At 39.1% G+C, this 24,686-nt stretch carries 17 protein-coding genes and 2 rRNA genes (1 of these 19 only partly in view); 5 read left to right on the forward strand and 14 right to left on the reverse strand.

The genetic code is table 11. From position 1 onward, the window contains the following. From FTX43_RS03155 to FTX43_RS03215, 13 genes are all read right to left on the reverse strand, one after another. Positions 1-479: ribosomal RNA gene (locus FTX43_RS03155) — 23S ribosomal RNA — on the reverse strand (it extends 2,436 nt beyond the left edge of the window). A gap of 344 nt (positions 480-823) precedes the next feature. Further along, positions 824-2,383: ribosomal RNA gene (locus tag FTX43_RS03160) — 16S ribosomal RNA — on the reverse strand. The 16S and 23S rRNA genes sit together here, the layout of an rRNA operon. Before the next feature lie 523 nt (positions 2,384-2,906). Further along, positions 2,907-4,217 (reverse strand): glycoside hydrolase family 28 protein, encoded by a 1,311-nt coding sequence (locus tag FTX43_RS03165; RefSeq protein ID WP_002335426.1) that lies wholly within the window; start codon positions 4,215-4,217, stop codon positions 2,907-2,909. An 11-nt stretch (positions 4,218-4,228) separates the two neighbouring features. Then, positions 4,229-5,647, reverse strand: coding sequence for an MFS transporter (locus FTX43_RS03170; protein ID WP_002314478.1), 1,419 nt, complete (start codon positions 5,645-5,647; stop codon positions 4,229-4,231). 240 nt (positions 5,648-5,887) lie between these two features. Beyond that, on the reverse strand, positions 5,888-7,456 hold the full coding sequence (locus FTX43_RS03175) for a glycoside hydrolase family 43 protein (RefSeq protein WP_073490542.1): 1,569 nt from the start codon (positions 7,454-7,456) through the stop codon (positions 5,888-5,890). 3 nt (positions 7,457-7,459) lie between these two features. Further along, positions 7,460-7,870 carry a DUF4064 domain-containing protein gene (locus tag FTX43_RS03180; protein ID WP_002345673.1) on the reverse strand — a complete coding sequence of 137 codons (411 nt, stop codon included), beginning with the start codon at positions 7,868-7,870 and terminating at the stop codon, positions 7,460-7,462. After that, positions 7,867-8,790, reverse strand: a complete 924-nt coding sequence (locus FTX43_RS03185; protein ID WP_002310860.1) for a pectinesterase family protein — start codon at positions 8,788-8,790, stop codon at positions 7,867-7,869. The genes FTX43_RS03180 and FTX43_RS03185 overlap by 4 nt, the downstream gene beginning before the upstream one ends. Next, positions 8,787-9,665 (reverse strand): dienelactone hydrolase family protein, encoded by an 879-nt coding sequence (locus tag FTX43_RS03190; protein ID WP_147607132.1) that lies wholly within the window; start codon positions 9,663-9,665, stop codon positions 8,787-8,789. Before FTX43_RS03190 ends, FTX43_RS03185 begins: the two co-directional genes overlap by 4 nt. Then, complete coding sequence (locus tag FTX43_RS03195; protein ID WP_002314474.1) at positions 9,652-10,989, reverse strand: glycoside hydrolase family 28 protein; 1,338 nt, start codon at positions 10,987-10,989, stop codon at positions 9,652-9,654. The genes FTX43_RS03190 and FTX43_RS03195 overlap by 14 nt, the downstream gene beginning before the upstream one ends. A 2-nt stretch (positions 10,990-10,991) precedes the next feature. Beyond that, entirely contained in the window at positions 10,992-12,095 is a 1,104-nt protein-coding gene (locus FTX43_RS03200) for a glycoside hydrolase family 105 protein (protein WP_147606728.1), read from the reverse strand. Between the two features lie 73 nt (positions 12,096-12,168). Beyond that, positions 12,169-13,674 (reverse strand): extracellular solute-binding protein, encoded by a 1,506-nt coding sequence (locus FTX43_RS03205; protein WP_002310856.1) that lies wholly within the window; start codon positions 13,672-13,674, stop codon positions 12,169-12,171. Beyond that, a complete protein-coding gene (locus FTX43_RS03210; RefSeq protein ID WP_002316990.1) occupies positions 13,640-14,332 on the reverse strand; it encodes a YesL family protein in 693 nt (230 codons plus the stop codon). Before FTX43_RS03210 ends, FTX43_RS03205 begins: the two co-directional genes overlap by 35 nt. A 21-nt stretch (positions 14,333-14,353) precedes the next feature. Next, positions 14,354-15,328, reverse strand: a complete 975-nt coding sequence (locus FTX43_RS03215; RefSeq protein WP_002320509.1) for a sugar ABC transporter permease — start codon at positions 15,326-15,328, stop codon at positions 14,354-14,356. Positions 15,329-15,625: 297 nt separating this feature from the next. On the opposite strand from FTX43_RS03215, the gene FTX43_RS03220 reads away from it, so the two are divergent. Continuing rightward, entirely contained in the window at positions 15,626-16,498 is an 873-nt protein-coding gene (locus tag FTX43_RS03220) for a carbohydrate ABC transporter permease (RefSeq protein ID WP_002310853.1), read from the forward strand. A gap of 352 nt (positions 16,499-16,850) precedes the next feature. Here the strand turns inward: FTX43_RS03220 and FTX43_RS03225 are convergent, their stop codons facing one another. Next, a complete protein-coding gene (locus tag FTX43_RS03225) occupies positions 16,851-19,049 on the reverse strand; it encodes a helix-turn-helix domain-containing protein (protein ID WP_002314471.1) in 2,199 nt (732 codons plus the stop codon). Positions 19,050-19,279: 230 nt separating this feature from the next. Between FTX43_RS03225 and FTX43_RS03230 the strand changes: the two genes are divergently transcribed. The 4 genes from FTX43_RS03230 to uxaC are packed head-to-tail and all read left to right on the forward strand — an operon-like array spanning position 19,280 to position 24,679. Continuing rightward, on the forward strand, positions 19,280-20,272 hold the full coding sequence (locus tag FTX43_RS03230; RefSeq protein ID WP_002310850.1) for a LacI family DNA-binding transcriptional regulator: 993 nt from the start codon (positions 19,280-19,282) through the stop codon (positions 20,270-20,272). Positions 20,273-20,332: 60 nt separating this feature from the next. Further along, positions 20,333-21,754 carry a tagaturonate reductase gene (locus tag FTX43_RS03235; RefSeq protein ID WP_002335434.1) on the forward strand — a complete coding sequence of 474 codons (1,422 nt, stop codon included), beginning with the start codon at positions 20,333-20,335 and terminating at the stop codon, positions 21,752-21,754. Next, complete coding sequence (locus FTX43_RS03240; protein ID WP_002310848.1) at positions 21,747-23,246, forward strand: UxaA family hydrolase; 1,500 nt, start codon at positions 21,747-21,749, stop codon at positions 23,244-23,246. Before FTX43_RS03235 ends, FTX43_RS03240 begins: the two co-directional genes overlap by 8 nt. A gap of 38 nt (positions 23,247-23,284) precedes the next feature. Then, positions 23,285-24,679, forward strand: a complete 1,395-nt coding sequence (gene uxaC / locus FTX43_RS03245; protein ID WP_002310847.1) for a glucuronate isomerase — start codon at positions 23,285-23,287, stop codon at positions 24,677-24,679. Positions 24,680-24,686: the final 7 nt, after the last annotated feature.

A 24,686-nucleotide genomic window follows, 5' to 3' on the forward strand; every position in this document is an offset into this window, starting at 1 on the left:
CTAGGGAGTATTTAGCCTTGGGAGATGGTCCTCCCGGATTCCGACGGAATTTCTCGTGTTCCGCCGTACTCAGGATCCTCCTAGGTGTCTTCCACATTTCGTCTACGGGGTTTTTACCCTCTTTGACTGACTTTTCCAAGTCATTCGACTATCTGAAAGAACGACCATATTGGAGTCCTACAACCCCAACAAGCAAGCTTGTTGGTTTGGGCTTTTCCCGTTTCGCTCGCCGCTACTCAGGGAATCGAATTTTCTTTCTCTTCCTGCAGGTACTTAGATGTTTCAGTTCTCTGCGTCTACCTCGAATGTGCTATGTATTCACACAATCGTAACATCCTATTAAAGATGTTGGGTTCCCCCATTCGGAAATCTCTGGATCATAGCTTACGTACAGCTCCCCAAAGCATATCGGTGTTAGTCCCGTCCTTCATCGGCTCCTAGTGCCAAGGCATCCACCGTGCGCCCTTATTCACTTAACCTTATCAACCTTTCGGTTGGGTTTTGATCCTTCTTCTAGCGATAGAAGTTAGATCAAGAAAATAAGCAATTGAACTTATTAAAAAACTCTATCCAGCTCACAAATCAGCCTGTGCGGCAAAAAGATCGATCGTCTCATAAAATCAAAGATTTCATGGTCGTCCGCCTATTTTGCTTCAGGCTAAACAATTTGTTTAGCTTTCAAATTCAACGCGGTGTTCTCGGTTTGTATTACTTACATTTACTTCAAATATCCAGTTTTCAATGAACAAAAGTGTTTGAGAGTAAACCTCTCAAAACTGAACAAAGTAAAAACAAATTGTGTAGTCTCCGTAATATTCCTTAGAAAGGAGGTGATCCAGCCGCACCTTCCGATACGGCTACCTTGTTACGACTTCACCCCAATCATCTATCCCACCTTAGGCGGCTGGCTCCAAAAGGTTACCTCACCGACTTCGGGTGTTACAAACTCTCGTGGTGTGACGGGCGGTGTGTACAAGGCCCGGGAACGTATTCACCGCGGCGTGCTGATCCGCGATTACTAGCGATTCCGGCTTCATGCAGGCGAGTTGCAGCCTGCAATCCGAACTGAGAGAAGCTTTAAGAGATTAGCTTAGCCTCGCGACTTCGCAACTCGTTGTACTTCCCATTGTAGCACGTGTGTAGCCCAGGTCATAAGGGGCATGATGATTTGACGTCATCCCCACCTTCCTCCGGTTTGTCACCGGCAGTCTTGCTAGAGTGCCCAACTGAATGATGGCAACTAACAATAAGGGTTGCGCTCGTTGCGGGACTTAACCCAACATCTCACGACACGAGCTGACGACAACCATGCACCACCTGTCACTTTGCCCCCGAAGGGGAAGCTCTATCTCTAGAGTGGTCAAAGGATGTCAAGACCTGGTAAGGTTCTTCGCGTTGCTTCGAATTAAACCACATGCTCCACCGCTTGTGCGGGCCCCCGTCAATTCCTTTGAGTTTCAACCTTGCGGTCGTACTCCCCAGGCGGAGTGCTTAATGCGTTAGCTGCAGCACTGAAGGGCGGAAACCCTCCAACACTTAGCACTCATCGTTTACGGCGTGGACTACCAGGGTATCTAATCCTGTTTGCTCCCCACGCTTTCGAGCCTCAGCGTCAGTTACAGACCAGAGAGCCGCCTTCGCCACTGGTGTTCCTCCATATATCTACGCATTTCACCGCTACACATGGAATTCCACTCTCCTCTTCTGCACTCAAGTCTCCCAGTTTCCAATGACCCTCCCCGGTTGAGCCGGGGGCTTTCACATCAGACTTAAGAAACCGCCTGCGCTCGCTTTACGCCCAATAAATCCGGACAACGCTTGCCACCTACGTATTACCGCGGCTGCTGGCACGTAGTTAGCCGTGGCTTTCTGGTTAGATACCGTCAAGGGATGAACAGTTACTCTCATCCTTGTTCTTCTCTAACAACAGAGTTTTACGATCCGAAAACCTTCTTCACTCACGCGGCGTTGCTCGGTCAGACTTTCGTCCATTGCCGAAGATTCCCTACTGCTGCCTCCCGTAGGAGTTTGGGCCGTGTCTCAGTCCCAATGTGGCCGATCACCCTCTCAGGTCGGCTATGCATCGTGGCCTTGGTGAGCCGTTACCTCACCAACTAGCTAATGCACCGCGGGTCCATCCATCAGCGACACCCGAAAGCGCCTTTCAAATCAAAACCATGCGGTTTCGATTGTTATACGGTATTAGCACCTGTTTCCAAGTGTTATCCCCTTCTGATGGGCAGGTTACCCACGTGTTACTCACCCGTTCGCCACTCTTCTTTTTCCGGTGGAGCAAGCTCCGGTGGAAAAAGAAGCGTACGACTTGCATGTATTAGGCACGCCGCCAGCGTTCGTCCTGAGCCAGGATCAAACTCTCATAAAAAGTTCGAACAATCTTGCGATTGTTAAGCTCAATTTGTTTGCTAGCATATTGCTTGCTTGTTAAAAATGTTTGTTGTCTTGAATTGAATCAAGACGCCCTACACATTTGGTTTGTCTTACTTTGTTCAGTTTTCAAAGGTCTACTTCATCGGAAATGTTTTTCCGATTTGTTTTGGCTGCCGTAGCAACTTTTATATCATACCAGAGCGGCAAGTGATTGTCAACTCTTTTTTAAAAGTTTTTTTCGATTTCGTTTTTCAAAATCTTTCAGCAACTCATTCATTATAACTTGTCGTTTGTTATTTGTCAAGAACTTTTTTGAAGTTTTTTTCGATAGAATCAAGCTTCGCAAGCTGTTCTTTTTTAACGACTCAGTTATCTTATCACGTCTAAAAACATGTGTCAACTCTTTTTTGGAAATTTCACAAAATGTTTCAATCAGATGCGACAACGTTGTTTAATATATCATTAAAAAAAATAAAGGTCAAGCTAAAATAATATTTTAGCTTGACCTTATTATAATTTCAACGATTGTCAAAAGTATTGTTTGCAACTGTGTTCCCTGTTTCTATTGATAGAATACAGCTTTCGAAACATAAGTTTTGAACTGCTTCGATTCGTCCAAATTCTTTTGCAGTTATTGTACAATGAGTAAAGCAGACATCTTCTATAGTTTTTTCAGGAAATGCTACCAAGTCAAAAGCCCGGGAAGGAAGTGGATAGCCTGGAGAAAGACTTGCCTGTACATTTTTGACATGTATGTTTCTGACTTTTGTCATTTGTTTTGATTCAGGTATTTCTTCAGCCACTGCTTGCCAGCTTTCTGGCATTCGTTCAAGATCATTGCTATTTTTTCTATTATATTCATTATGCCAGTCCATTATCCAAGAAAACGGAAATTGTACATCCATCATATTCAGGTTTTCTACCCTGATATTTTCAATCACTCCCCCTCTTTCTCTTGAAGATTTCATTCGAATACCACAGTCTGACTGAAAAAAATCGATATCGTGAATATACACATCACTAACTCCAGCACTAACTTCGCTACCAATAGTTACACCGTAACCTGAACGAATGTTACATCTCGCAATCTCGATTCTTGATGATTTTCGATTGACTCTTGCACCGTTACCGTCCCTGCCAGATTTAATAGCGATACAATCATCACCACAGGCCAAATCACATTCATAGATACGCACATCTGTTGAAGAATCAATATCAATCCCATCTGTACTTGGCCCATCATTATGACGGATGATTATTTTTTCTACTAATACATCGTTAGAATAAGTGATTTGCAGGTTCCAAAAACCTGATTTTTGAAAAATCAAATCACGAATGACAACATGTTCTGCATGATACAGTAAACACGCCCGCGGACGCTTAATAGCATAATCTGCAATCCAACGCAGTCCCTTTCGATCATATTCAGCTCTTGTTCCGCTTTTTTGGTCTTTCCCCCAATATAGTTCCCACCAATGCTCTCCTTGACCGTCGATTATTCCTTTTCCTTCTATAAGAATATCTTTTGCTGAGAGAACATTCAAAATCGCTGCTGGCCATTTCATTTCTACTCCAGCAACTCGTGTATCAATCTCTGGAAATGCTTCGATCTCTGTTTTTCCCTTGAGAACAGCCCCTTCTTCGAAAATGAGATGGCTCTTATCTTTTAAAAAAAGTGCGCCGACTAAATAAATACCTTTTGGAATAAATACGGGCGAGTGTTCTTTTGCACCTTGATTGATTGCCTTTTGCAGCATTACTGTATCATCTTGTTGAATGTCGTTTGTTTTAAAGTCTAAAGCATTGATGAACTCTTTTTTTGTCTGCAATACTTTTCTCCTTATCTTTCATTGATTTTTTTTAATTCTTCACCAATAAACACAGTTTTCGAACGATTCAGCGGATACCCTACTAATAAAATGATTGCGGATACAAATAAACAGAATGCTGGTAGCAAGTTTGCCATCGTATAAATTCTTTCTTGTACTAAAACTGATTGGATGGCTCCACCTGTTGTAGACGATTGGTAACCAATGAGTGCTAGCATAAATCCTCCGACTGCTCCTGCGCATGCTTGTCCTACTTTTCTCGCAAAAGAATTCACTCCGTATACTGTTCCATCTTCTCTTAAGCCTGTCTTATATTGATGATAGTCAATCACGTCAGTAATGAATGCCCAGACCATCAAATTGAATAAACCAGATCCTAAAGTAGCAATAAATAAAAGAATCAGATATACCCATGCATTTGTTATATGAAGGAAATACATCAGCAAGTACATACATGAAGAAGCGAGTAACGCAAATACGCTTGCTTCCTTTTTACCAAATAATTTTGTCAGCTTTGTAGCAAATGGTGCTAAAACTACTACTGTTCCGTAAGTAAATAAAAGAGCGACAGACATTGCTTGTTTATTATGGAAGTAATCATTAAATAAATAAGTCATATTCGTCCCAGCTAAAATCTGATTGATCACAATGAAAATGTCAACAATGACTAAAATAATCAGTGCTCGGTTAGCTAACAAACCTTTTACCAACTGAGAAGCAGACACTTTTTCGTTTTTGACAACTCTTACTCGTTCAGTAGTCAATTTACAAGTCAGCATGTATGCGACAAATGCAATTGCCGCACATCCGATGGAAATCCAAAAGAAATGATTCCCCGAAACGACTTGCTGCCCACTCTTGTTATGGGTGTACATCAAAATCGGGATAAAGAACCCTGTAGTTGACCCGCCAATCGCAGAACCAATGCTTCGGAATGTGGATAACGAGGTGCGGTCATTAGGATTTGAACTAATGGCTGCTGCCATTGCTCCGTAAGGGATATTGATTGTTGACAGAAAAATACCATAAACAATATATGAAACAAAAATATATGCAACCTTCACCGTCATTGGAAGATGTTGGACGAATGGCAAAAACAAAATGACTGTCACTAAGCAAAATGGATATTTCATTTTTCTGATCCAAGGAATAAATCGACCATTTTCTGTTAACTCTGAGACATCGCATAATCTTCCAACCATCACATCAGCAAACGCATCCAAAATTCTTGAAATCAAGAATAACGTACCTACGATTGCTCCTGAAACACCAAGAACATTCGTATAATAAATCATCAAGAAACTATTGACCAAACCTAAAATAAAACAGTTACCTAAATCACCGAACATGTAGCCTATCTTATCGGAAATCCCAAATTCCTTTTTTTCTTTTTTTACTGTATTTGCTGTAACAGCATTTTGTGAAAGCATTTGAATTCCTCCTACCTCTTCTAGTAAACGTTTTCAAAATTATAACTCTTTTTTTCTTGTTTTGATATTCACAATATTGACATTTTATTGCATTATCTTGACAGAGAAAAAACAAAAATAAGTTTAAAAATATTGGCAGAAAAAGGCATTAATATTATTTTCATAATATCATAGATAAACAAAAAGATTCACTAACTAGCAAAAACGAGTTAGTGAATCTCTATTTATTAGAGAGATAGATCATTCATGATCTTTTCCATCATACTTAAAAAATTCAAAGTCAGCATAACTTCCTCTTTTTCTATTTAAATCATGTACGACTATCCCGATAAAATTCCCCGTAAATCCACCTGAGAGTATACACATGTTTTTTTGTAGACCTACTTCCTTCCATTCTTCAGATGGTGTGTCTTTCAAATAAAACTGTGCTGTCTCTTTCTTTACGGCTACTTTCAAGAAAGTCTTCTTTTCTGTGAGTGGAATCCTCCACTCTTCTATTTGTGCAACTCCGTTTTCTGATTCTATCATACGAAGACATTTTCCCTTGTTTTCATCCCAAGTAACATAGCAATAAATATAATTGGATTCGTTTAGGTACAATACCAGTCCAGCCATCTGATTAAAATTATTAGGTGTATATTCAAATGCTGTCTCCGCATCAAAAGTAAAATCCGTTTGCCGAATAGCTAATAAGTGATGGTCAAAGGTAGATTGAAGAGATTCACCGGCAATCAGTCGTAAAAAACCAGGTCTAGTTTTTGTATCACACCAATCAGCCCTTGGCAAAATACGTCTGGCATTCCAGTTCTTTTTTAGCTCTCCTTCGAATGTATCCATAAACTGATACGCTCTTTCTTGTTGTACCTCTTCATTCGTCTCAATCATTATTTCTTCCATCGGAGCTGTCTGGCTATCTTTTAGTCTTAACCAATCGTCGGACGTCCAATACACTTCTTGGATAGCGGTTTCTCTTCCCAAAATAGCCGCACCGTTTAATGGTCTGGTACAAAGATATATCATGTACCATTTTTCTGACGGGGTTTGTACTAAGCTCCCATGTCCTGTACACTGCAATGTAGAAGCAGGTTTGTCACTAGCTGTCAGCATAGGAAAACCAGGATCAAGCTCGTAAGGACCAATAATATTCTTTGCTCGGCAGACTGTGACTGAATGTCCTCTTCCTGTACCTCCTTCTGCCGTCATCAAATAATAATACCCGTTACGAAAATACAAATGCGGTGCCTCCGTTTTCGCTAATTCTGTACCTGCAAATATTTTATAGATGGGACCATCAAGCTTCTTCTTCTCTGCATCATACTCTTGCAATACGATACCGCTGGACTTATTCGGTGTGTCCAGACGATAATCCCATAATTCATTGACAAGCCATTTTTTTCCTGTTTCCAAATCATGAAACAAAGAAGGATCAAAGCCGTTACTATTTAAATAAATCGGTTCGGACCAAGGTCCTGTGATCTCAGATGCAGTAATCAAGTAATTGTGGACATCTTTAAACGGACGGCCTGCACTTTTGACATCTGTGTAAACAAGATAGAACAATCCATCAGCATAACTGATTTGCGGTGCCCATATGCTTCCGTTTGTAGGATTTCCTTGCAAAGATACTTGAGTGGTCAAAATATCCGTTGTATGTGACCAATTGACTAAATTTTTCGACTCATATACTCGAATTCCTGGAAGCCATTCAAAAGAGGAGACAATAATGTAATATCGGTCTTTCGCTCTTAAAATATTAGGATCTGGATTGAACCCTCTCAAAATAGGATTTTTCACTTTGATAGTCTGCATGATTCAGGCTTCCTTTCTTATTCTTACTCGATACAAACTGAATGCCCCAGCGGCAAAATAAAAAAACGCAAAAGGAAACGCAATAAACTGAGTGCCGACCAACAATATAACTCCTGTTATAAAATACAAGCCAGTGGCAGTTGTTAAGTATTTTCCTTTAGCCGTCAAAAATAGTGCTACTGCTAAAAAAGCAAGTGAAATAAACAATACAACGGCAAACAGACCAGTCATGTCCTTTAATAGCTCAAATGTATTTTCTAAAGACAAAGATGGATGATCGACAGCAAGCGACTGATAACTTTTTTTAAACTCTGACGCAGACATATTACTTAAAGTAACTGCTAACCCGCCAAAGAAAATCAGAGATAGGCTGCCACCGATCATTCCTAGCAATAGTTCCCATTTTCTTTTCATTTCAGAACCCCCTGCTTTTCTAAATGGATCCATTCAGGTCTTTTGATTGGTGTTTCATAATTGTTATTTCGTTCAGAGAATTTGGCAGTCTGTTCATTTTTCTTGTCATCCCAATTATCCCAACCAGTTGGGTGAACATGCCCACCTATCTTACATGCTTCAAACACGACATTTGCATACGGACGCCACGGTCTTCCTAAATAGACGTTTCTAGTATCAGGCTCTGCAGTCAAGGTACAGCTTTCAAAACGATACCCTGATTTTTGTTTTTTTGGCGTAGATGCTGCTGTGATATATCCAGGATTTTTACTGGCTAAGCTATGGATACGGCACTGGCGAAAAATTGCATCTGCCCCACCAAATATGAAATCCACCGTTCCTTCAATCCAGCAATATTCATAGGTCTGACGACAATAATCAGGATTGACAGAAGCCGGTGTACAAAAAGGTGTACCATCTTTTTGCAAGTCAGGCAACGGACCCGTGCATAAAGTATCCTGATAACCAGTTAGTCGACAGTTTTTTAACAACACGCGATCTCCTGAATTGAATAAAGCAACAGCTTGACCTACTTTTTCTCCTGGACCTGCTGTATTTTCGATGTGAAGATTTTCTAATACGACATTCGATCCTTCTAAGAAGAAAGTAGCACTTCGGAAAGTCCCTAACTGGCTACCGTCAAGATACTCCTGTTTTGCAAAACGATTACCGGAGATCACTACTGTTCCTGTTCCCACAAGTTTAAAATTGGATAATCTGCTTTCTATATATTCATCATATCTTCCTTCTTTTACTATCAAGACCTTTGGATGGCTATCCGGCAGGTCTGCCAAATAATCGATTCCTTCTTGGATAGTTTCAAAATCCGTCGGGGTATCTATAGAATTTTTTCCAATTATCAGTTTGTCTTTCATCCTCATAAATGCTCCTTTATGAATTGTTTCCAAATGTTTCTCATTTCTTGTGTTTCCATATGACCGCCTGTTAAAGAAAAAGAAGAAAAGTTTTCTGGACTACCCATTGATTGATACTTTTTGTCCAGCCCTTTTCTCAGCTTCAGTACGCCTTCGTCCAAGCACATCGTATCGTTTTTTCCAACTAAGCTAAGACGAGGGCGCGGAGCGATTTTTTCTTGGATTGCTAACGTTGTATAAGCTGTCAGTAGGTTTGGCACATAGTAATAAAACCCATGATGATCTAGGCGACGATGTAGCAAAAGTGTTTCGATGTCCACCTGTGCTGCTAGATCAATACAAACTTTGACACGAGAATCCAATGCCGCCACCCACCAGCTTAATAAGCCTCCCATAGAAAGACCAATCGTTGCAATCCGTTGAGTATCTGTGTCTTCCCTTGTCTCCAAATAATCGATCAAGCTGATCACATCATAAATACGCATTCCCCATAACGTTTTTCCTGTTAATAAAAATTGTTTGAACAACTCACTTTCGGAAATACCTCCGCGTTCTTCAAATCCCCAAGCATCAATCGACCAAACAGCATATCCCATTCCCGTCAGTACTTCTGCAAAAGATGGAGAAGCTAAGTAAGGAGCACCATGGATCAATTCACTTTTCCCGACTGAAAAATCTCCGCCGTGAGAATGCAGGTAAAGGACCGTCGGAAACGGTCCTTCTTTCTCCGGATAAGCATAAAGTGCTGGTACTGTTTCCAATTCATTTAAGTACAGTTGATAATATTCAAGCATAAACCCATTTTGTTTTTCTCTGTATAATCGCTTTCCACTAGGAGTAAGTATGCTAGATGGATCACCTAAAAAGTCATTCAACTGCATAAGCAAAGTTTTTACGAACAACCAGCTCATCCATATTTTCCGATTGAGTTGACCGGAATTTCTCAATACTTATTTCTTTCGTATTTTCTAATAGAAATGCTGGTCCTTCATGATTCTCAATCGTCATTTGATTAAAGGTAACCTTATCCGCAAAACCAATGTAAAATCCTTGCTTGCTCATTTCCTCTATCCCTGTCATCATAGCAGGGACACCGGGAACTGCATCTTGGGCCATTGAAACATCAATATTATCAAATGTGATTTCTTGTATAAACTGTTCTGCTAATCCATAAATAAATCCTGCAGAAGCATGGACATTCCTTGCCGTGATATTCGAAAAATGGATCCTTCTGAATGCTGGTGTCCGCTCATCTATCGGATAAGCCGTTTTTTCCCATACATATGGTTCTTTTCCTCGCGGACCGCAGAAATAATAAAGATTCAGTATAAATGGACACATCACATTATCCATGACTATATTGGATACTCGAATGTCTTCAACGATCCCGCCTCGACCTCGTCTAGATTTCAATCGTATTCCTCGATCAGTTTCTTGGAAGATACAATTTGAAATGGTAATATTACGTATACTACCACTCATTTCACTTCCTAACACGACCCCTCCGTGTCCATGGACCATCGTACAATTTGTGATCGTGATATTTTCACAAGCAATCCTTTCGTACGTATCTTCAGTCCCTGCTTTGATTGCGATACAGTCATCTCCCACGTCAATATGGCAATTACTAATACGCACATTTTTGCAGGATTCTGGATCGATTCCGTCTGTATTTGGTGAATCTGCTGGGTTCAAAATCGTCAAGTTGTCAAACGTCGCGTTGCTACAAAGAATTGGGTTGATCGTCCAGCTTGGTGACTGGATCAGTTTGATATCTTTCACAGTGATTCGATGGCAGTTATGGAAACTCATCAATTTAGGACGAGGATAAGCCAGATTATCTGGTTCGTTTCGGAAAGTATGCCACCATTTTTTTCCATTTCCATCTAATGTACCAAAACCAGTGACAGAGATGTTCTCTACATTTTGAGCATAGATACAGGAAGCATAGACTTTTCGATGGACTCCTTCCCAACGTGAATGAACAATAGGATAATCTTTTGGATCGTCAGAGAATTTCAAAACCGCCCCTGCGCTCAAATGAAGTTCTACATTGCTTTTTAAAAATAAAGCCCCTGTTAAAAATTCACCTGCTGGCACAACTACGGTCCCGCCTCCTGCGCTTGCTGCTGCATCAATCGCTTGTTGTATTGCTTCAGTATTCAATTCATCAATTGATGCGCCAAATGTCAAAATATCATACATATTTATAATGCCTCCACTTCGATTAATGCTTGCAAGAATGCACCGACACCTTTTTGATCATTACAAATAATCGGCTCACTGATGTAGTAAGCGTATGAACCATCTCGTTGTTCTGCTCCGCCTAACCCTGCTACTTGACAGTTTTTGTTCAAGTTCAACCAGCCTTCTTTTGTTTCAAGAACAAATTCATCGAGTAGTCCTTGATGAGATTTTTTCACTTGCGGCAGCCACTCTTCTTTGTTCAGCAAGCCTAAGCGTACCCCTTTAGCCATTGCGTAAACAAACATACTGCTGCCAGAAGCTTCCAGATAATTTCCTTTCCGTTTTGTTTCTGTTGTTACTTGATACCATGTCCCACTGTTTTCTTCTTGATACGGAAGTAGTGCGGTCAATGTCTTTTCTAAAATTTCCTTCAGCAAAGAACAATCCGTTTCCGCATGAAGCAATTCATAGGTATCTGCCGCAGCCATCAGATACCAGCCAATCGATCGACTCCAGAAATGATGAGATAAACCTGTTTCTGGGTCAGCCCATGGTTGGACTTTCTTTTCATCCCATGCATGGATTAATAAATTTGTTTTTGGATCGAATAAATGTTTATAGCTGATTTCAAACTGTCTCAAGACATCTTGGTAATCTTTTTCTTCACTAAAATTCTGGATAAATTCAGCATAAAATGGTGAGCCCATATATAATCCATCTAACCAAATTTGATAAGGATAAATTTCTTTATGCCAAAAAGCCCCTTCGGATGTACGCGGATGGTTTGCCAACTGCTGGGAAAGGAGTTCTGCTGCTTTTTTATATTTTTCTTCGCCTGTTTCTTTGTACAATAAAAAGAAAAGCTTTCCGGTATTTACATGGTCGATATTGTATTCTTCAACGCTGTAGCCACGGATTGTTCCATCTTCTTGCACGAAATAGTCGATATTGTCTTTTATGAAATCAAAATAAATTTTTTCTTGGGTTTGTTCCCAAAGTAATTGGAACCCTTTAAGTACGACGCCATAGTCATAAGACCATTTTCCTTTATACCACTTTTCTTCATATAAGCGAGGTGTTCTTTCCATGATGCTTTTTGCTAATTTCTTTGACCAGTTTTCCATTATTTACTCTCCTTTAAAAGTTAAAATAGGATTTGGGACAAATACCAAGAAGTATTTGTCCCAATCATCTATACTATTGTGCGGCTTTGTAAGCTTCCTCGTACTCTTGTGTGATTCGGTCGCCACCTTGTGCTTTCCAGTCTTCTACAGCTTTCTTGAATCCGTCTTCGTCAAGCTGTCCCATGATGTATTGCACTGTAGCATCAATAACGATTTTTTCGATTTCCGACCCTACTTCATTGTTCGTTGCAGAATCCAATGGTACAGAAGGATCCATTACAGCGAATTCTTCGTTTTCTTTGATCAATTGATTCGACAATTCTTTTTCAGGATCTGCATCTTTGAAAGAGAACGTCACTTCACTAGGGCGAGAACTTGATAGCGGTTGCACTTCTTGTTGCCAAAGATCCATATCGATAAATTCAATAGAACCATCATCATTCAATTCATAATGTGTTCCCTCAATACCACCAGTCATCAATTTATACATATCTTCTTCTAGAAGATCATCAACAAATTGCAGTAATTTCTTCAATTGTGCTTCGTCTTTTACTTGTGATTTAGGGAATGCTAACAAACCACCAATACCATTTCCTTCTGACCAAACATGATAACCGCCGCCTTCACCATCTGAAATCTTGTTTACAGGGACTAATTCCATATCATCTTGAATACCTTGTCCCATTGTCTTCAGGTTCTTGATATCCACCATCCCAGTGTAGATTCCTGTTTTTCCTTGTGCAAATTGTTCTTGCTGGTCAGTCTTTTGAGTAACCGCAAAATCTTGTGCCAAATAGCCATTCTCAAATAGATCTCTTGAGAAGTTCAACGCTTTCATGTATTCTTCTGTATCAAATTCTGGAGTAAATTTGCCATTATCATCTACAGCCCAGCCATTCGGTGCTCCAAAATAAGAAGTGAACAGCTTAAAGCTGGTATAACGAATATCACTAGGCGCACGATCACCAAAACCAACTGTATCATCCACACCATTTCCATCTGGATCGTTTTCTGTAAATTGTTTAGCTACTTCGTAAAGTTCATCCATCGTAGTTGGAACATCTAATCCAAGATTATCCAACCAGTCTTTTCGAATGACTAAACCAGCACGAGCATAGTCCTTTTGCATTGGCACACCATACAATGCTCCGTCGATACTTGCAGCTTCGATTCTATCCTCAGAGATTTGGCTTAAGTTTTTATAGTCTTTTAAATATTCCGATACATCCCAGAATACGCCTGATTTCAACGCACTTCGGACAGAAGAGTTTTTCAGCATAGCAATTTGAAGTGTAACGATATCTCCTAGTTCGTCAGAAGCCAATGCAGTTGTCAGTCTTTCTTCTTTTGAAGCATCAGGAATCCAATTGAATGTAAGTTCCGTATCGGTTTTTTCTTCTATTAGATTCACGATTGTGTCAGTTGGTGGGGAAGCATGGTGTAAAATATTCAACCAAGTGATTTTGGTTTTCCCATCTTCTGTTTCTGAAGAACTGTTGTTTGAACTGTTGCCACATGCGGCAAGTGCTAAAATTCCTGCAAAACTAAGACCTAATTTTACGAGCGTTGCTTTTTTCATAAATTTTCTCCTTCACTGTTTTAATGATATTTTTGTTTTCTTCTGTTTTTTCTGTATATGAGTTCTTCCATTCCAAATGGCAAAATATAGAATTTGCTGTCCACGTGACTGCGGAAAAGAAGAGACTGCCACCGATAAAGGTTAAAACACCTGGCATTGTTTGGATGATCATCAGGTAAATACCCACCAGACTTAGTATTAATACTAATGAATAATGAAGATGAGAGAATCCGAACAAAAATGCCATTTTCATTTTGAAAAAATATCCTTTCCAATCATAATGTGCCATAATTGGAAAAATATAGAGTGCTGAGAGCAAATACAAGAACGCAGCAATATACAAAGCGATTCTAAGATACCAATTGTGTATGAAAGAAAGATCCACAAGTAAAACAACTCCGATGACGCCGTATATCCAGCTCATCAGCAAGGTTTCACGATAGTTTTCTTTAAAATATGAGAAGTACGTTTTCGTCAAAGGAAATGTTTCTTTTGTGCGCAGCCATTTTCTAATCACTGCAACCATTGCATAAGATGCAGGACCAAAAGTAAAAACCCCCAGACCTGCAATGACTAAACCACCCCACAGAAAATTCAAATAAACCAACTGTAAAATACGATTTAGCCTTCCATTTATTTTATCTAATGACTGCAGCATGTCTTTTCCTCTCTTTCTAAATTAGTAAACGCCGTCTTCTCCTAGCTTTTTGGCGATCTTGTTAGCTAAAATTACCATGAATAATCCTACGACCCCTTTAAACAATCCCATTGCTGTACTGAAACTTAATTGTCCATTCTTCAATCCAGCTGTATAAATGTAGGTGTCGAAAATTTCTGCAACACTTCGATTCAATGAATTCAATAACAAGTACATATGCTCGAAACCTAAGTCCAGTGTCTGACCGATTTTTAGAATCAGCAAGGTAATGATTACTGGACGAATCGCCGGCAATGTAACATGCCATGTTTTTCTCAAGCGTCCTGCGCCATCCATTTCAGCTGCTTCATATAACTGTGTATCTACTGCAGTGATTGCTGAAAGGTAGATGATTGTAGACCAGCCCAACTCTTTCCAGATTACTTGTCCAATATAGACTGTTCGTGTCCACTCAGGAGATGTCAGAAAACTGATTTTTTCGAATCCCATCGTTGCAAGGAATTCATTCAATACCCCTCCGTCAACGTTCAAAAATACATAAGTAATCGAAACGATGATTACCCAAGACATGAAATGAGGGATATAAATGATCGTTTGAATCCCACTTTTCAGTCGCTTGTTCGTTACTTCGTTTAATAGTAGGGACAAAATAATTGGCATCGGAAAAAACACGAAGATATTTAACCCGAACAAGATCAAAGTATTCCTTAATAAAGTAAAGAAAGTCGGCTCTGTAAACAAACGAATGAAATGTTTGAATCCCACCCAAGGACTGCCCATTATCCCTAAAAATGGTTGATAATCTTGAAAAGCAATAACGAGCCCTCCCATAGGAAGATACCTAAAGATCAGGAAATAAAGGACCCCCGGCAGAATCATCACGTATAAAAATTTATTCGTTTTGATTCCTGCAATTATTTTTTTTCGTCTTCTGAGCTTTTCTTCTTTTTTCGATAGCGTCAGTTGAAATGGTTCTTGTTTCTTTACACTTTCCATAAGCCCCTCCTTAGTTTTATGAATGTTTGCTGCTTATGACTTTATGATAGATAACTATCCGAATTACGTATATAATCATTTTTATCGCACGTAAAAACGCTTACACGACAATGATTTTTATACTCGCAAAATATAAAAGTGTATTTCTTCACAAATAAGATACGCCTAGTAACTATTCTATTTTTTTCTATCTGGCACTTAACGTAGGAAATGATTATATACGTAATCTTTCACCGATGATAAATTGAATACATAGAAACAGAACATTTAATTTATTTTGAGGAGGAGCCTATCTATATGAAAAAGAGAGTCTCTATAGGAGAAAGAAGTTTTACATTTTTCAACAATACGTTTCTGATCTTGCTAGCTTTGATCTGTATCGTGCCTTTTTTAAATATCATCGCTACATCTTTCGCTTCTACACAAGAAGTCGTCGCGAAAAAATTTATCCTTTTCCCTACTACCTTTTCTCTAGACGCGTATCGCTATATTCTATCTACGCCAACTATTTTTAGAGCACTTGCTGTTTCGATTGGCGTTACCGGGGTTGGAACGATCGTCAGCATGTGCGCAACTTCACTGATGGCATACGGGCTTTCCAGAAAGTACTTGTTTGGTCGAGGATTCGTCAACTTTCTTGTTGTATTTTCTATGTTGTTCAGCGGGGGAATGATTCCCACATTCTTGGTTGTTCGTTCTCTGGGACTGGTCAATTCTTATTGGGCAATGATCTTACCTGTAGCTGTTAATGCAATGAACATGATCATTATGAGAAACTTTTTCCAAGCCTTGCCGGATAGTTTGGAAGAATCGGCAAAAATGGATGGTTGCACAGATTTTGGTGTATTTTTCAAAATCATGCTACCATTAGCGTTACCGTCTATTGCTACTATCTCACTTTTTTATGCTGTTACTTACTGGAACACTTATATGACCGCTATTTTGTATATCAACGATTCATCTAAATGGCCGATACAGATCCTTTTACGTCAGATCGTCATTGTATCAAGCGGGATGCAAGCAGAAAGTAGTGCCGTTGATGTGATTCCACCAGCACAAACAGTTAAAATGGCTGTTATCGTTATTGCCACAGTCCCTATGCTGATTGCTTATCCTTTTGTTCAGAAATACTTTGTCAAAGGCGCACTCGTAGGTTCTGTTAAAGGTTGATTGTGTATGGGACATAAAATGGAGGTTGTGAAAGAGACGTTCAGCCTTATTGTTTATAAGCTGTCTCTTGAACACCGTTTATTCGCAAAAAGGACTGTGACAAAGCTTTAGTCACAGTCCTTTTTGCGTGCTTAGCCTTGAAATTTAACTATCCATAAAGTCAAATACTAAGGTTATTCTCCTTTCTTTTATTGCTTGAATCAGACCACAAGAAAAACAGCCTCTTGATTAAACGGCGTTTATCTTGTTGATTCTGCGGCAATAAAATCAGCCAGCACAAAACATGAAATGCTGTTTTTCGCTGTCCTCTTTTATTGCTTGAATCAGATCACAAGAAAAACAGCCTCTTGATTCACAAATATTTTTTTCGATATTCTCCCGGAGTGATCGATTCTTTCTTTTTGAAGAAACGAATAAAATTTTGCGGATTTCGATATTGCAGTCTTTCTGCAATATCTTTTACAGAGAGATTTGTTTCTTTCAACCACTTTTTCGCTACCTCTAGACGATGATTTTGGACGAAATCACCAAATTTTTCTCCTGTTTCCTTTTTAAATACATTGCTTAAATAATTAGGGTTATAATGCAACCTATCAGCAATCACATCTAGAGATAGATCACGGTCATATTCTGTATAGACGATGTGCATGATATTCTCCGAAAGATTTTTAAATTCATGATCAGTGATTGCTTGAGAACATTCTGTGATTGGCAAGACTAATTGTTCTAAAACAAGTTTTTCTAGCTCTTTAGGATGATAATTATTCAATGCTTTTACATAGATTTGTTTCATGTTATCAAAATTTTTTGAATCTACTCCCAATAACTGCCCTAATTGAACGAGCTCATTGATCAAACGGACCGAAACTACTTCTCGGCTCAGAGGATTTTTATTTTGTGCGAACAATGCATTAATTAATTCATGTACCAGCTTCCTTACTTCCTGATTTCCGGAACGAATAGCTTCAAACAATCGATTCTGTTCTTCTACTGGATATCTAATAAGCGTTTTTTCATGCGCAGCAGGAACAATTTCCTGATAAAATATGATCGAACTCGGACCAGTATTTACACGATAATACAGGGCTTCTTTTGCTCGGTCAACCGATTGCTTGCTTTCATTCAGCGTTTCGAATCGGTTACTGATACCTATACTCACAGTTAATTTCAAGTATTCTTTTACACGTTTTTGAATGAGTCGGCAATACTCCATGACTTTTTTGCTTGCTTCTGCATCGTCTTTATCCATTCGATAAATAGTGGCTTGCATTTCTTCATTCAAAACGATCGGCAGCATTCGATTTTCCTTTGGCACAATTTCCGTGATCATGTTGTTGATTGCTAAAAGTAGCAAATCACGCTCCCCACCGTGACTATCTTCTAACAGATCGATTTGAACCAAGGCCGTATAATAGCAGTCATTTTGAGAACTATAACCAAATTGCTGCAACCGCTGGTCTAGTTCTCGCCTTTCTACTCGATTTCTAAATAAACTAAGTACAAATAACGTTTCTAGTTGTGGCTTTTGGGTAACTAAGTGTGCACTTAACGCTTCTTTTTCTCCTATGATCCGACTGACTGATTGAGCGACCAAATCTAGTTCTTTCCCACTGAATCCTTTTGATTTAAGATTCAAACGTTCCTGAATTTGAGAAATTGGACGGGCAAATCTGTCCGAAAATAAATAGGAAAGGAGACCGATCAGTCCTACCAGTGTCAAAGACACTGCAACTAACCCGATTCTCAGATTGCGAATCGTTGCTCCAATTGCACTAGAATCAACTTCTAATCTGTAAATCCAATTATTATAATCTGATTTCAGTACGATATAGGATGTCCCATTTTCTCTTATCACTTTCAACTGGTTGTACTCTAGATCCACATCCGCTAATGCTTCTGGCTGCTCTTCTTCTTTTACTTTCTGTGTAGAAAAAAGCTTTCCATCTTCGTTTTCGATAGAAAGTATATCTTCTCCACTTTCCCCAACAACTTGTTCTATTGTATGTTTCTCTATCGTAGCAATTCCCAATGCATATTTTTCTTTTTCAAACATTGGTAAAGGAATCACCATTTCGATTCCTTTATTTTTCTTTTGCCAAAATAAATTATCTTTGTTATTTATGTACTTTTGTTGATACCTTTCAACTTCCTCTTCAGTCAGTTGAGTCAACGATCCATTGATTACTCCCCATTTACCAGCTAAACTGAGTAAATCATAATTATTATCATCCATAACAATTGTTTCTATAAAGTTTAGCTCTTTCCTGATTTCAGAATAAGTGGAGTAATTTGTATATGTCAGCGGATGCTTGAATATATCCGAGAAATTTTTGGTCGAACCATACGTAGAAAACGAATATTCGATTGTTCTGATTTTCCATTCAACGTTCGTTTTGACTTGCCTGAGTAGGTTCTTTTTATCTGTTAAATAACTCGATTCGATCGACTCATAGGTATTCTGATAAATAAATAAACTAAATCCTATGACAAGTACGGCTCCTAATAAAAACATCGGTAAAAATATTTTATAAAACACTGTACTTTTCTTCATTTTCTTCCTCTCTTCCCTTTAAGTAAAAGGCTTTCATTTTTCTGTAAAATTGATACTCATCTAATTAAATGAGCATTCCCCGTTTTTAAGAATAGCATAATTAAAAATAAAAAGCCAAGTAATTTTTAACGTGTGCAATCTTTTCATACCAAAGATCTATTGACTTATCGTAGTTATCGTAATATGATGAATGCGTTAACAAAAAGTGAAAAAGTAAGGAAAATGATGGAATGGTAACGATCAAAGATATCGCTAAAGCAGCTGGTGTTTCTCATACGACAGTTTCTCGTGCTTTGAATAACAGCAGTTTAATCAAAAATGAAACAAAACAAAAAATACGGCAACTAGCTAAGGAAATGAATTATTTGCCGAACTATAGTGCAAAAGGTTTAGTAAATCAAAAAAAATATCTTATCGGACTGTTTTTCTCAAGTTTGCATAAAGGAACTTCATCAAATTTCCTAGCAGATTCCATTGCAGGTATCCATTCAGTGTTGGACACAAACTACAGCTTATCTGTCGAAAGTATCGATGCTGTTGATTTAACAGAAATCAATTTGCAACGTTATGATGGTCTAATCGTTATGAGTCAAAGTGATGAAGATCAGCCTTTTATCGATTATCTAAAAGAAAAAGAGTTTCCCTTCGTAGTTGTCAATCGTCACATCAATGATCCAGCGGTTATCAATGTTACTGCCGATGATGCGGCCGGTGTTATGCAGGCAGTAGATTACGGTATTGGGTGCGGACATACGAAGATCGCTTATATTGGTGGGAAAAAAAACTTTCGTTCGACAAAAGAACGGGAAAAAGGTGTATTGGACAGTCTAAAAAAAGCAAGCATCCCTGCCAATCCAGCCTATTTTTTAACAGGGGACTACAGCTTAGAAAGCGGCCTCCAAAACATGGAGTACCTATTATCGCTTTCTGACCTGCCTACTCTGGTTTTTTGTGGCAACGACGACATAGCGATTGGTGCATTGAGAGCTGTACATTCAGCTGGTCTTCGTGTTCCCCAGAACATTTCTCTGATTGGGTTCGATGATTCTCCAGTCGTCTCCTATCTTAATCCACCGCTTACTACAGTACACAAACCGTTGAAAGAAATGTGTCAAGTAGGAACAAAGCTTTTATTGGATTTGATTGAAGACAGGCCGATCGAACAATCTAAAATGGAGCTCTCCACCTTACTGATGCTTCGTGAGTCGATCAATTACTTGTAAACTGCAAGTAATTTTATATAAAAATGTTAACGTGTGCATAACACAGAAAGGAAGTAATCTATGAATAAACTGACAAAAGAATTAGTGAAAAAAAACGAGGCTCCCGTAAAAGTTCTTCAATTCGGCGAAGGCAATTTTATGCGCGGATTTGTTGATTGGCAGATTCAGCAACTGAATAACCAACAATTGTTTAAAGGAAATGTCGCCATCATTCAGCCTTTAGAACAAGGTCTTGGGAATATGATGAACCAGCAAGACAATTTATATACGGTCATTTTACAAGGACTCAGCAATGGCGAAATCGTTGATACTTCCGAGATTATCACCATAGTAGAACAGATGATCAATCCTTATCATGAATGGGATGCTTATCTTTCTCTAGCAGAAAATGACGACTTAGCCTATATCGTCTCCAATACAACAGAGGCAGGAATCCAATTTGTGGAGACTGATGAACGAACAGATACGCCACCACAGAGCTTCCCGAGCAAACTGACAGCCTTTTTATATCGACGTTTTGAATTAAACAAAGCTGGTTTTACCATTATTCCTTGTGAATTGATTGACAGAAACGGTGAACGTCTAAAAGAAATTATTTTACGCTATGCAGAAAAATGGGATTTAGAACCTGCTTTTATTGAGTGGTTAGAAAAAGAAAATGTTTTTTGTTGTAGTTTAGTTGATCGCATCGTACCAGGTTATCCTCGTGAGGATGCAGATGTTTTCAATCAACGACATAACTATGAAGATCAATTGATGGTCAAAGCGGAACCATTCATGCTTTGGGTGATCGAAGGACCTAAAGAGTTGGAAAATCAACTACGATTCAAACAGGCTGGCTTGAATGTCATCATCACAGATGATATGACTCCTTATCGTGAACGTAAGGTACATTTGCTTAATGGACCGCACACAGCGATGGTCCCTCTTGCTTTGTTGGCGGAATTGGAAACTGTAGAAGAAGTAATGAAAGATCCTTTATTCTCCGCTTATGTTGATCAGCTATTCGATCTAGAATTGATTCCTATGCTTTCTTTACCTAAAGATGAATTAGCCATTTATGCTGATCAAATCAAAGAACGTTTCTTGAATCCTTTTGCCCATCACAAATTAGAAGCGATTTCATTAAATAGTGTTTCAAAATTCAGCACCCGTCTGCTTCCGGTCTTCAAGAAGTATATCGAAGAAAAAAATCAAGTACCACCGCTAATCTCTGTTTCACTAGCTGCGTTACTTCTTATGTATCGAGGCGATCAAGTAAAGCCCCATGATGATGAAAAGACGATAAGCGAATTTGTTGATGCTTGGTCTGATAATGAAACAGCTATTCTTCGATTATTGCAAAACGCTGCGCTTTGGGGAGAAGATTTGTCTCAATTACCGAATGTGGCAGATACTGTTCAAGAAATGGCTACAAAAATCGATCAAAAAGGTGTCCGAGCAGTATTACAAGAAATGAAAGGAACGATGGTCCATGCTTGAAACCCTGCAACCAACAATGAAATTAAATCAACGAGACAGTGTTGTTGTCGCATTAACACCTATCCCAAAGCAAACACAACTGACGATTGATCAGCAAACGATCACCACTCTTGAAGATATCCCGCAAGGTCACAAGATTGCATTGAGTGATTTGAAAGCTGGAGACAACGTGATCAAATATGGCTATCCAATCGGGCACGTGACGACAGACGTAACTGCCGGTCAATGGCTGCACACTCATAATGTAAAAACCAACCTTTCTGGTGAATTGGATTATCGATATGAAAAAGATGTCCATCCAAGTCATTATCCTTTTGAGAACCGAACATTTCAAGGCTACTTACGAAAAAATGGAAAAGTAGGGATTCGTAATGACTTGTTCTTAGTCCCTACCGTTGGGTGTGTGAATGGAATTGCTGAACTGATCGTCAAACAGTTCAAAGAAAAACATCCGGATCTGGGACAGTTTGATCATATTACGATTTTAAAGCATCCCTACGGCTGTTCACAGCTTGGAAAAGATCATCAAAATACTCGAGAAATCTTAGCAGACGCGGTAAACCATCCAAATGCTGGCGGAGTTTTAGTGTTTGGATTAGGTTGCGAGAACAATACCGTTCCTGAATTCAAAAAAATTTTAGGTGAATATGATGAAGAACGAGTGAAATTTCTAGTGGCTCAAGATGTCTATGATGAGATCGAACAAGGCGTAGCTCTATTAGAAGAACTTTTAACCGCGGTCGAAAACGACCAGCGCATACCAGTCCCGCTCTCTAAGTTGAATGTCGGTTTGAAATGCGGCGGTTCTGATGGTCTATCGGGAATAACTGCCAATCCTTTGCTTGGTGCATTTTCTGATTACTTGATTGCTCAAGGAGGTAGCACGATCTTAACAGAAGTGCCAGAAATGTTTGGTGCAGAACAAGTATTGATGGCACGAGCGGAAAATGAAAAAGTTTTTGGTTCAATCGTTGACTTGATCAATGACTTCAAACAGTATTTCTTGTCTTACGGGGAACCAGTTTACGAAAACCCATCTCCTGGTAATAAAGCAGGTGGGATCACTACATTAGAAGATAAGTCTTTAGGCTGCACGCAAAAATCAGGAAGCTCTCCTGTCGTTGATGTACTGCAATATGGCGAAAAAATCAGAAAACCAGGACTTAGTTTATTGCAAGCTCCCGGGAATGATCTTGTAGCTGCCTCTGCTCTTGCTTCATCCGATTGCCAGTTGGTCTTGTTTACCACAGGAAGAGGGACTCCGTTTGGCTCATATGTCCCTACGGTCAAGGTATCTACGAACACGACTCTTTTTGAACGCAAAGGTCATTGGATGGACTTTAATGCAGGCGTCTTATTAGAACAACCAATGGAAGTGATCTTAGAATCATTTGTTCAAAAAATCATCGCTGTGGCTAGTGGAGAAGAAACGAAAAATGAACAAAATGACGTTAGAGAAATTGCCATTTTTAAAAACGGAGTAACACTTTGATTTTCATAAAACAGTATAAAAAGAAAGAAGGAAGATTTATGTTTTTATCTGATGATTTTTTATTAAAAGACGATTGGGCGAAAAATCTTTATCATTCCTACGCAAAAAATATGCCCATTATTGATTATCACTGTCACTTAGATCCAAAAGAAATTTACGAAAACAACAATTTCAGCAATCTGACAGAAGCTTGGTTAGGAGGCGATCATTACAAATGGCGCTTGATGCGAGCTTGCGGCGTGCCTGAAGAAAAAATCACAGGAAATGCTTCTGATTTTGAAAAATTTTTAGCTTGGTGTCAAACCGTACCAAAAATTATCGGCAATCCGCTTTACAGTTGGTCACATCTTGAATTGAAGCGTTTCTTCGATATTGACTTGTTGATAAATGAAGAAAACGCAGAGAAAATTTGGACACAAGCAAATGAAATTTTGGCATCTCCTGATTTCCGTCGGCGGGAAATCGCGAAAAAATCGAATGTAGAAGTGATTTGTACGACAGATGATCCAGCAGATGACTTACACTATCATCAATTGCTTGCTCATGAAGAACCAGATTTGAAAGTTCTCCCTTCATTCCGTCCAGACAAAGCACTCAATATTGAAAAAGAAGGATTTAATGTATGGATTACACTACTGGAAGAAGCAGCTGACCAAACGATTACCACCTATCAAGAACTGATCGAAGTTTTAGGGCAGCGGATAGAATACTTCCATCAACATGGATGTCGTGTTTCCGACCACGCTTTAGACACCTTACGCTATAAAGAAGCGGATGAAACAGTATTAGAAGAGATTTTTCAAAAAGCACGAGCTAACAAACTATTATCTTCAGATGAAATCGATGCTTATCGTACAGAAACACTGATACGTTTGACCCACTTCTATCATTCTCATAATTGGACAATGCAGCTGCATATTCATGCTTATCGTAATTGTAATACACAAATGTTGGAAAAATTAGGACCCGATACCGGTTATGATGGAATGAATGATCTTTCTTTGACTATTCCTCTGCAAAAATTATTGAATCGTGCAGAAGAAACGAATCAGTTGCCAAAGACGATCCTCTATTCACTGAATCCAAATGACTACCCTGCGATTTTAGCTTTGATGGGCTGTTTCCAAAAAGAACAGAATGGAAAACTGCAGTTAGGTTCTGGATGGTGGTACAACGATACTCGAGCTGGTATGCGCGATCAATTGACACAGTTTGCTGATGGTAGTGCTTTGGGGAATTTTGTCGGCATGCTGACAGATTCAAGAAGTTTCCTTTCCTACACTAGACATGAATATTTCCGTCGTGTTCTTTGTGAATTTTTAGGCGAAATGGTCATGCGAGGGGAAGCACCTGAGGATGAACAACTTTTAGGAAGTCTCGTTCAAGCGATTAGTTATACAAATGCTAAAAATTACTTTGGCTTTTTTGCCTAATTGATTA

Source organism: Enterococcus sp. DA9 (assembly GCF_008000875.1).
GTDB lineage: Bacteria > Bacillota > Bacilli > Lactobacillales > Enterococcaceae > Enterococcus_B > Enterococcus_B lactis.

What these genes read in the sequence shown, in the direction of transcription:
- FTX43_RS03225 (WP_002314471.1), bottom strand. Translation starts at nt 19,049, where the DNA reads ATGAAGAAAAGTACAGTGTTTTATAAAATATTTTTACCGATGTTTTTA.
- FTX43_RS03190 (WP_147607132.1), bottom strand. Translation starts at nt 9,665, where the DNA reads ATGCAGTTGAATGACTTTTTAGGTGATCCATCTAGCATACTTACTCCT.
- FTX43_RS03220 (WP_002310853.1), top strand. Translation starts at nt 15,626, where the DNA reads ATGAAAAAGAGAGTCTCTATAGGAGAAAGAAGTTTTACATTTTTCAAC.
- FTX43_RS03170 (WP_002314478.1), bottom strand. Translation starts at nt 5,647, where the DNA reads ATGCTTTCACAAAATGCTGTTACAGCAAATACAGTAAAAAAAGAAAAA.
- FTX43_RS03175 (WP_073490542.1), bottom strand. Translation starts at nt 7,456, where the DNA reads ATGCAGACTATCAAAGTGAAAAATCCTATTTTGAGAGGGTTCAATCCA.
- FTX43_RS03205 (WP_002310856.1), bottom strand. Translation starts at nt 13,674, where the DNA reads ATGAAAAAAGCAACGCTCGTAAAATTAGGTCTTAGTTTTGCAGGAATT.
- FTX43_RS03215 (WP_002320509.1), bottom strand. Translation starts at nt 15,328, where the DNA reads ATGGAAAGTGTAAAGAAACAAGAACCATTTCAACTGACGCTATCGAAA.
- FTX43_RS03195 (WP_002314474.1), bottom strand. Translation starts at nt 10,989, where the DNA reads ATGTATGATATTTTGACATTTGGCGCATCAATTGATGAATTGAATACT.
- FTX43_RS03200 (WP_147606728.1), bottom strand. Translation starts at nt 12,095, where the DNA reads ATGGAAAACTGGTCAAAGAAATTAGCAAAAAGCATCATGGAAAGAACA.
- uxaC (WP_002310847.1), top strand. Translation starts at nt 23,285, where the DNA reads ATGTTTTTATCTGATGATTTTTTATTAAAAGACGATTGGGCGAAAAAT.
- FTX43_RS03185 (WP_002310860.1), bottom strand. Translation starts at nt 8,790, where the DNA reads ATGAGGATGAAAGACAAACTGATAATTGGAAAAAATTCTATAGATACC.
- FTX43_RS03210 (WP_002316990.1), bottom strand. Translation starts at nt 14,332, where the DNA reads ATGCTGCAGTCATTAGATAAAATAAATGGAAGGCTAAATCGTATTTTA.
- FTX43_RS03235 (WP_002335434.1), top strand. Translation starts at nt 20,333, where the DNA reads ATGAATAAACTGACAAAAGAATTAGTGAAAAAAAACGAGGCTCCCGTA.
- FTX43_RS03180 (WP_002345673.1), bottom strand. Translation starts at nt 7,870, where the DNA reads ATGAAAAGAAAATGGGAACTATTGCTAGGAATGATCGGTGGCAGCCTA.
- FTX43_RS03240 (WP_002310848.1), top strand. Translation starts at nt 21,747, where the DNA reads ATGCTTGAAACCCTGCAACCAACAATGAAATTAAATCAACGAGACAGT.
- FTX43_RS03230 (WP_002310850.1), top strand. Translation starts at nt 19,280, where the DNA reads ATGGTAACGATCAAAGATATCGCTAAAGCAGCTGGTGTTTCTCATACG.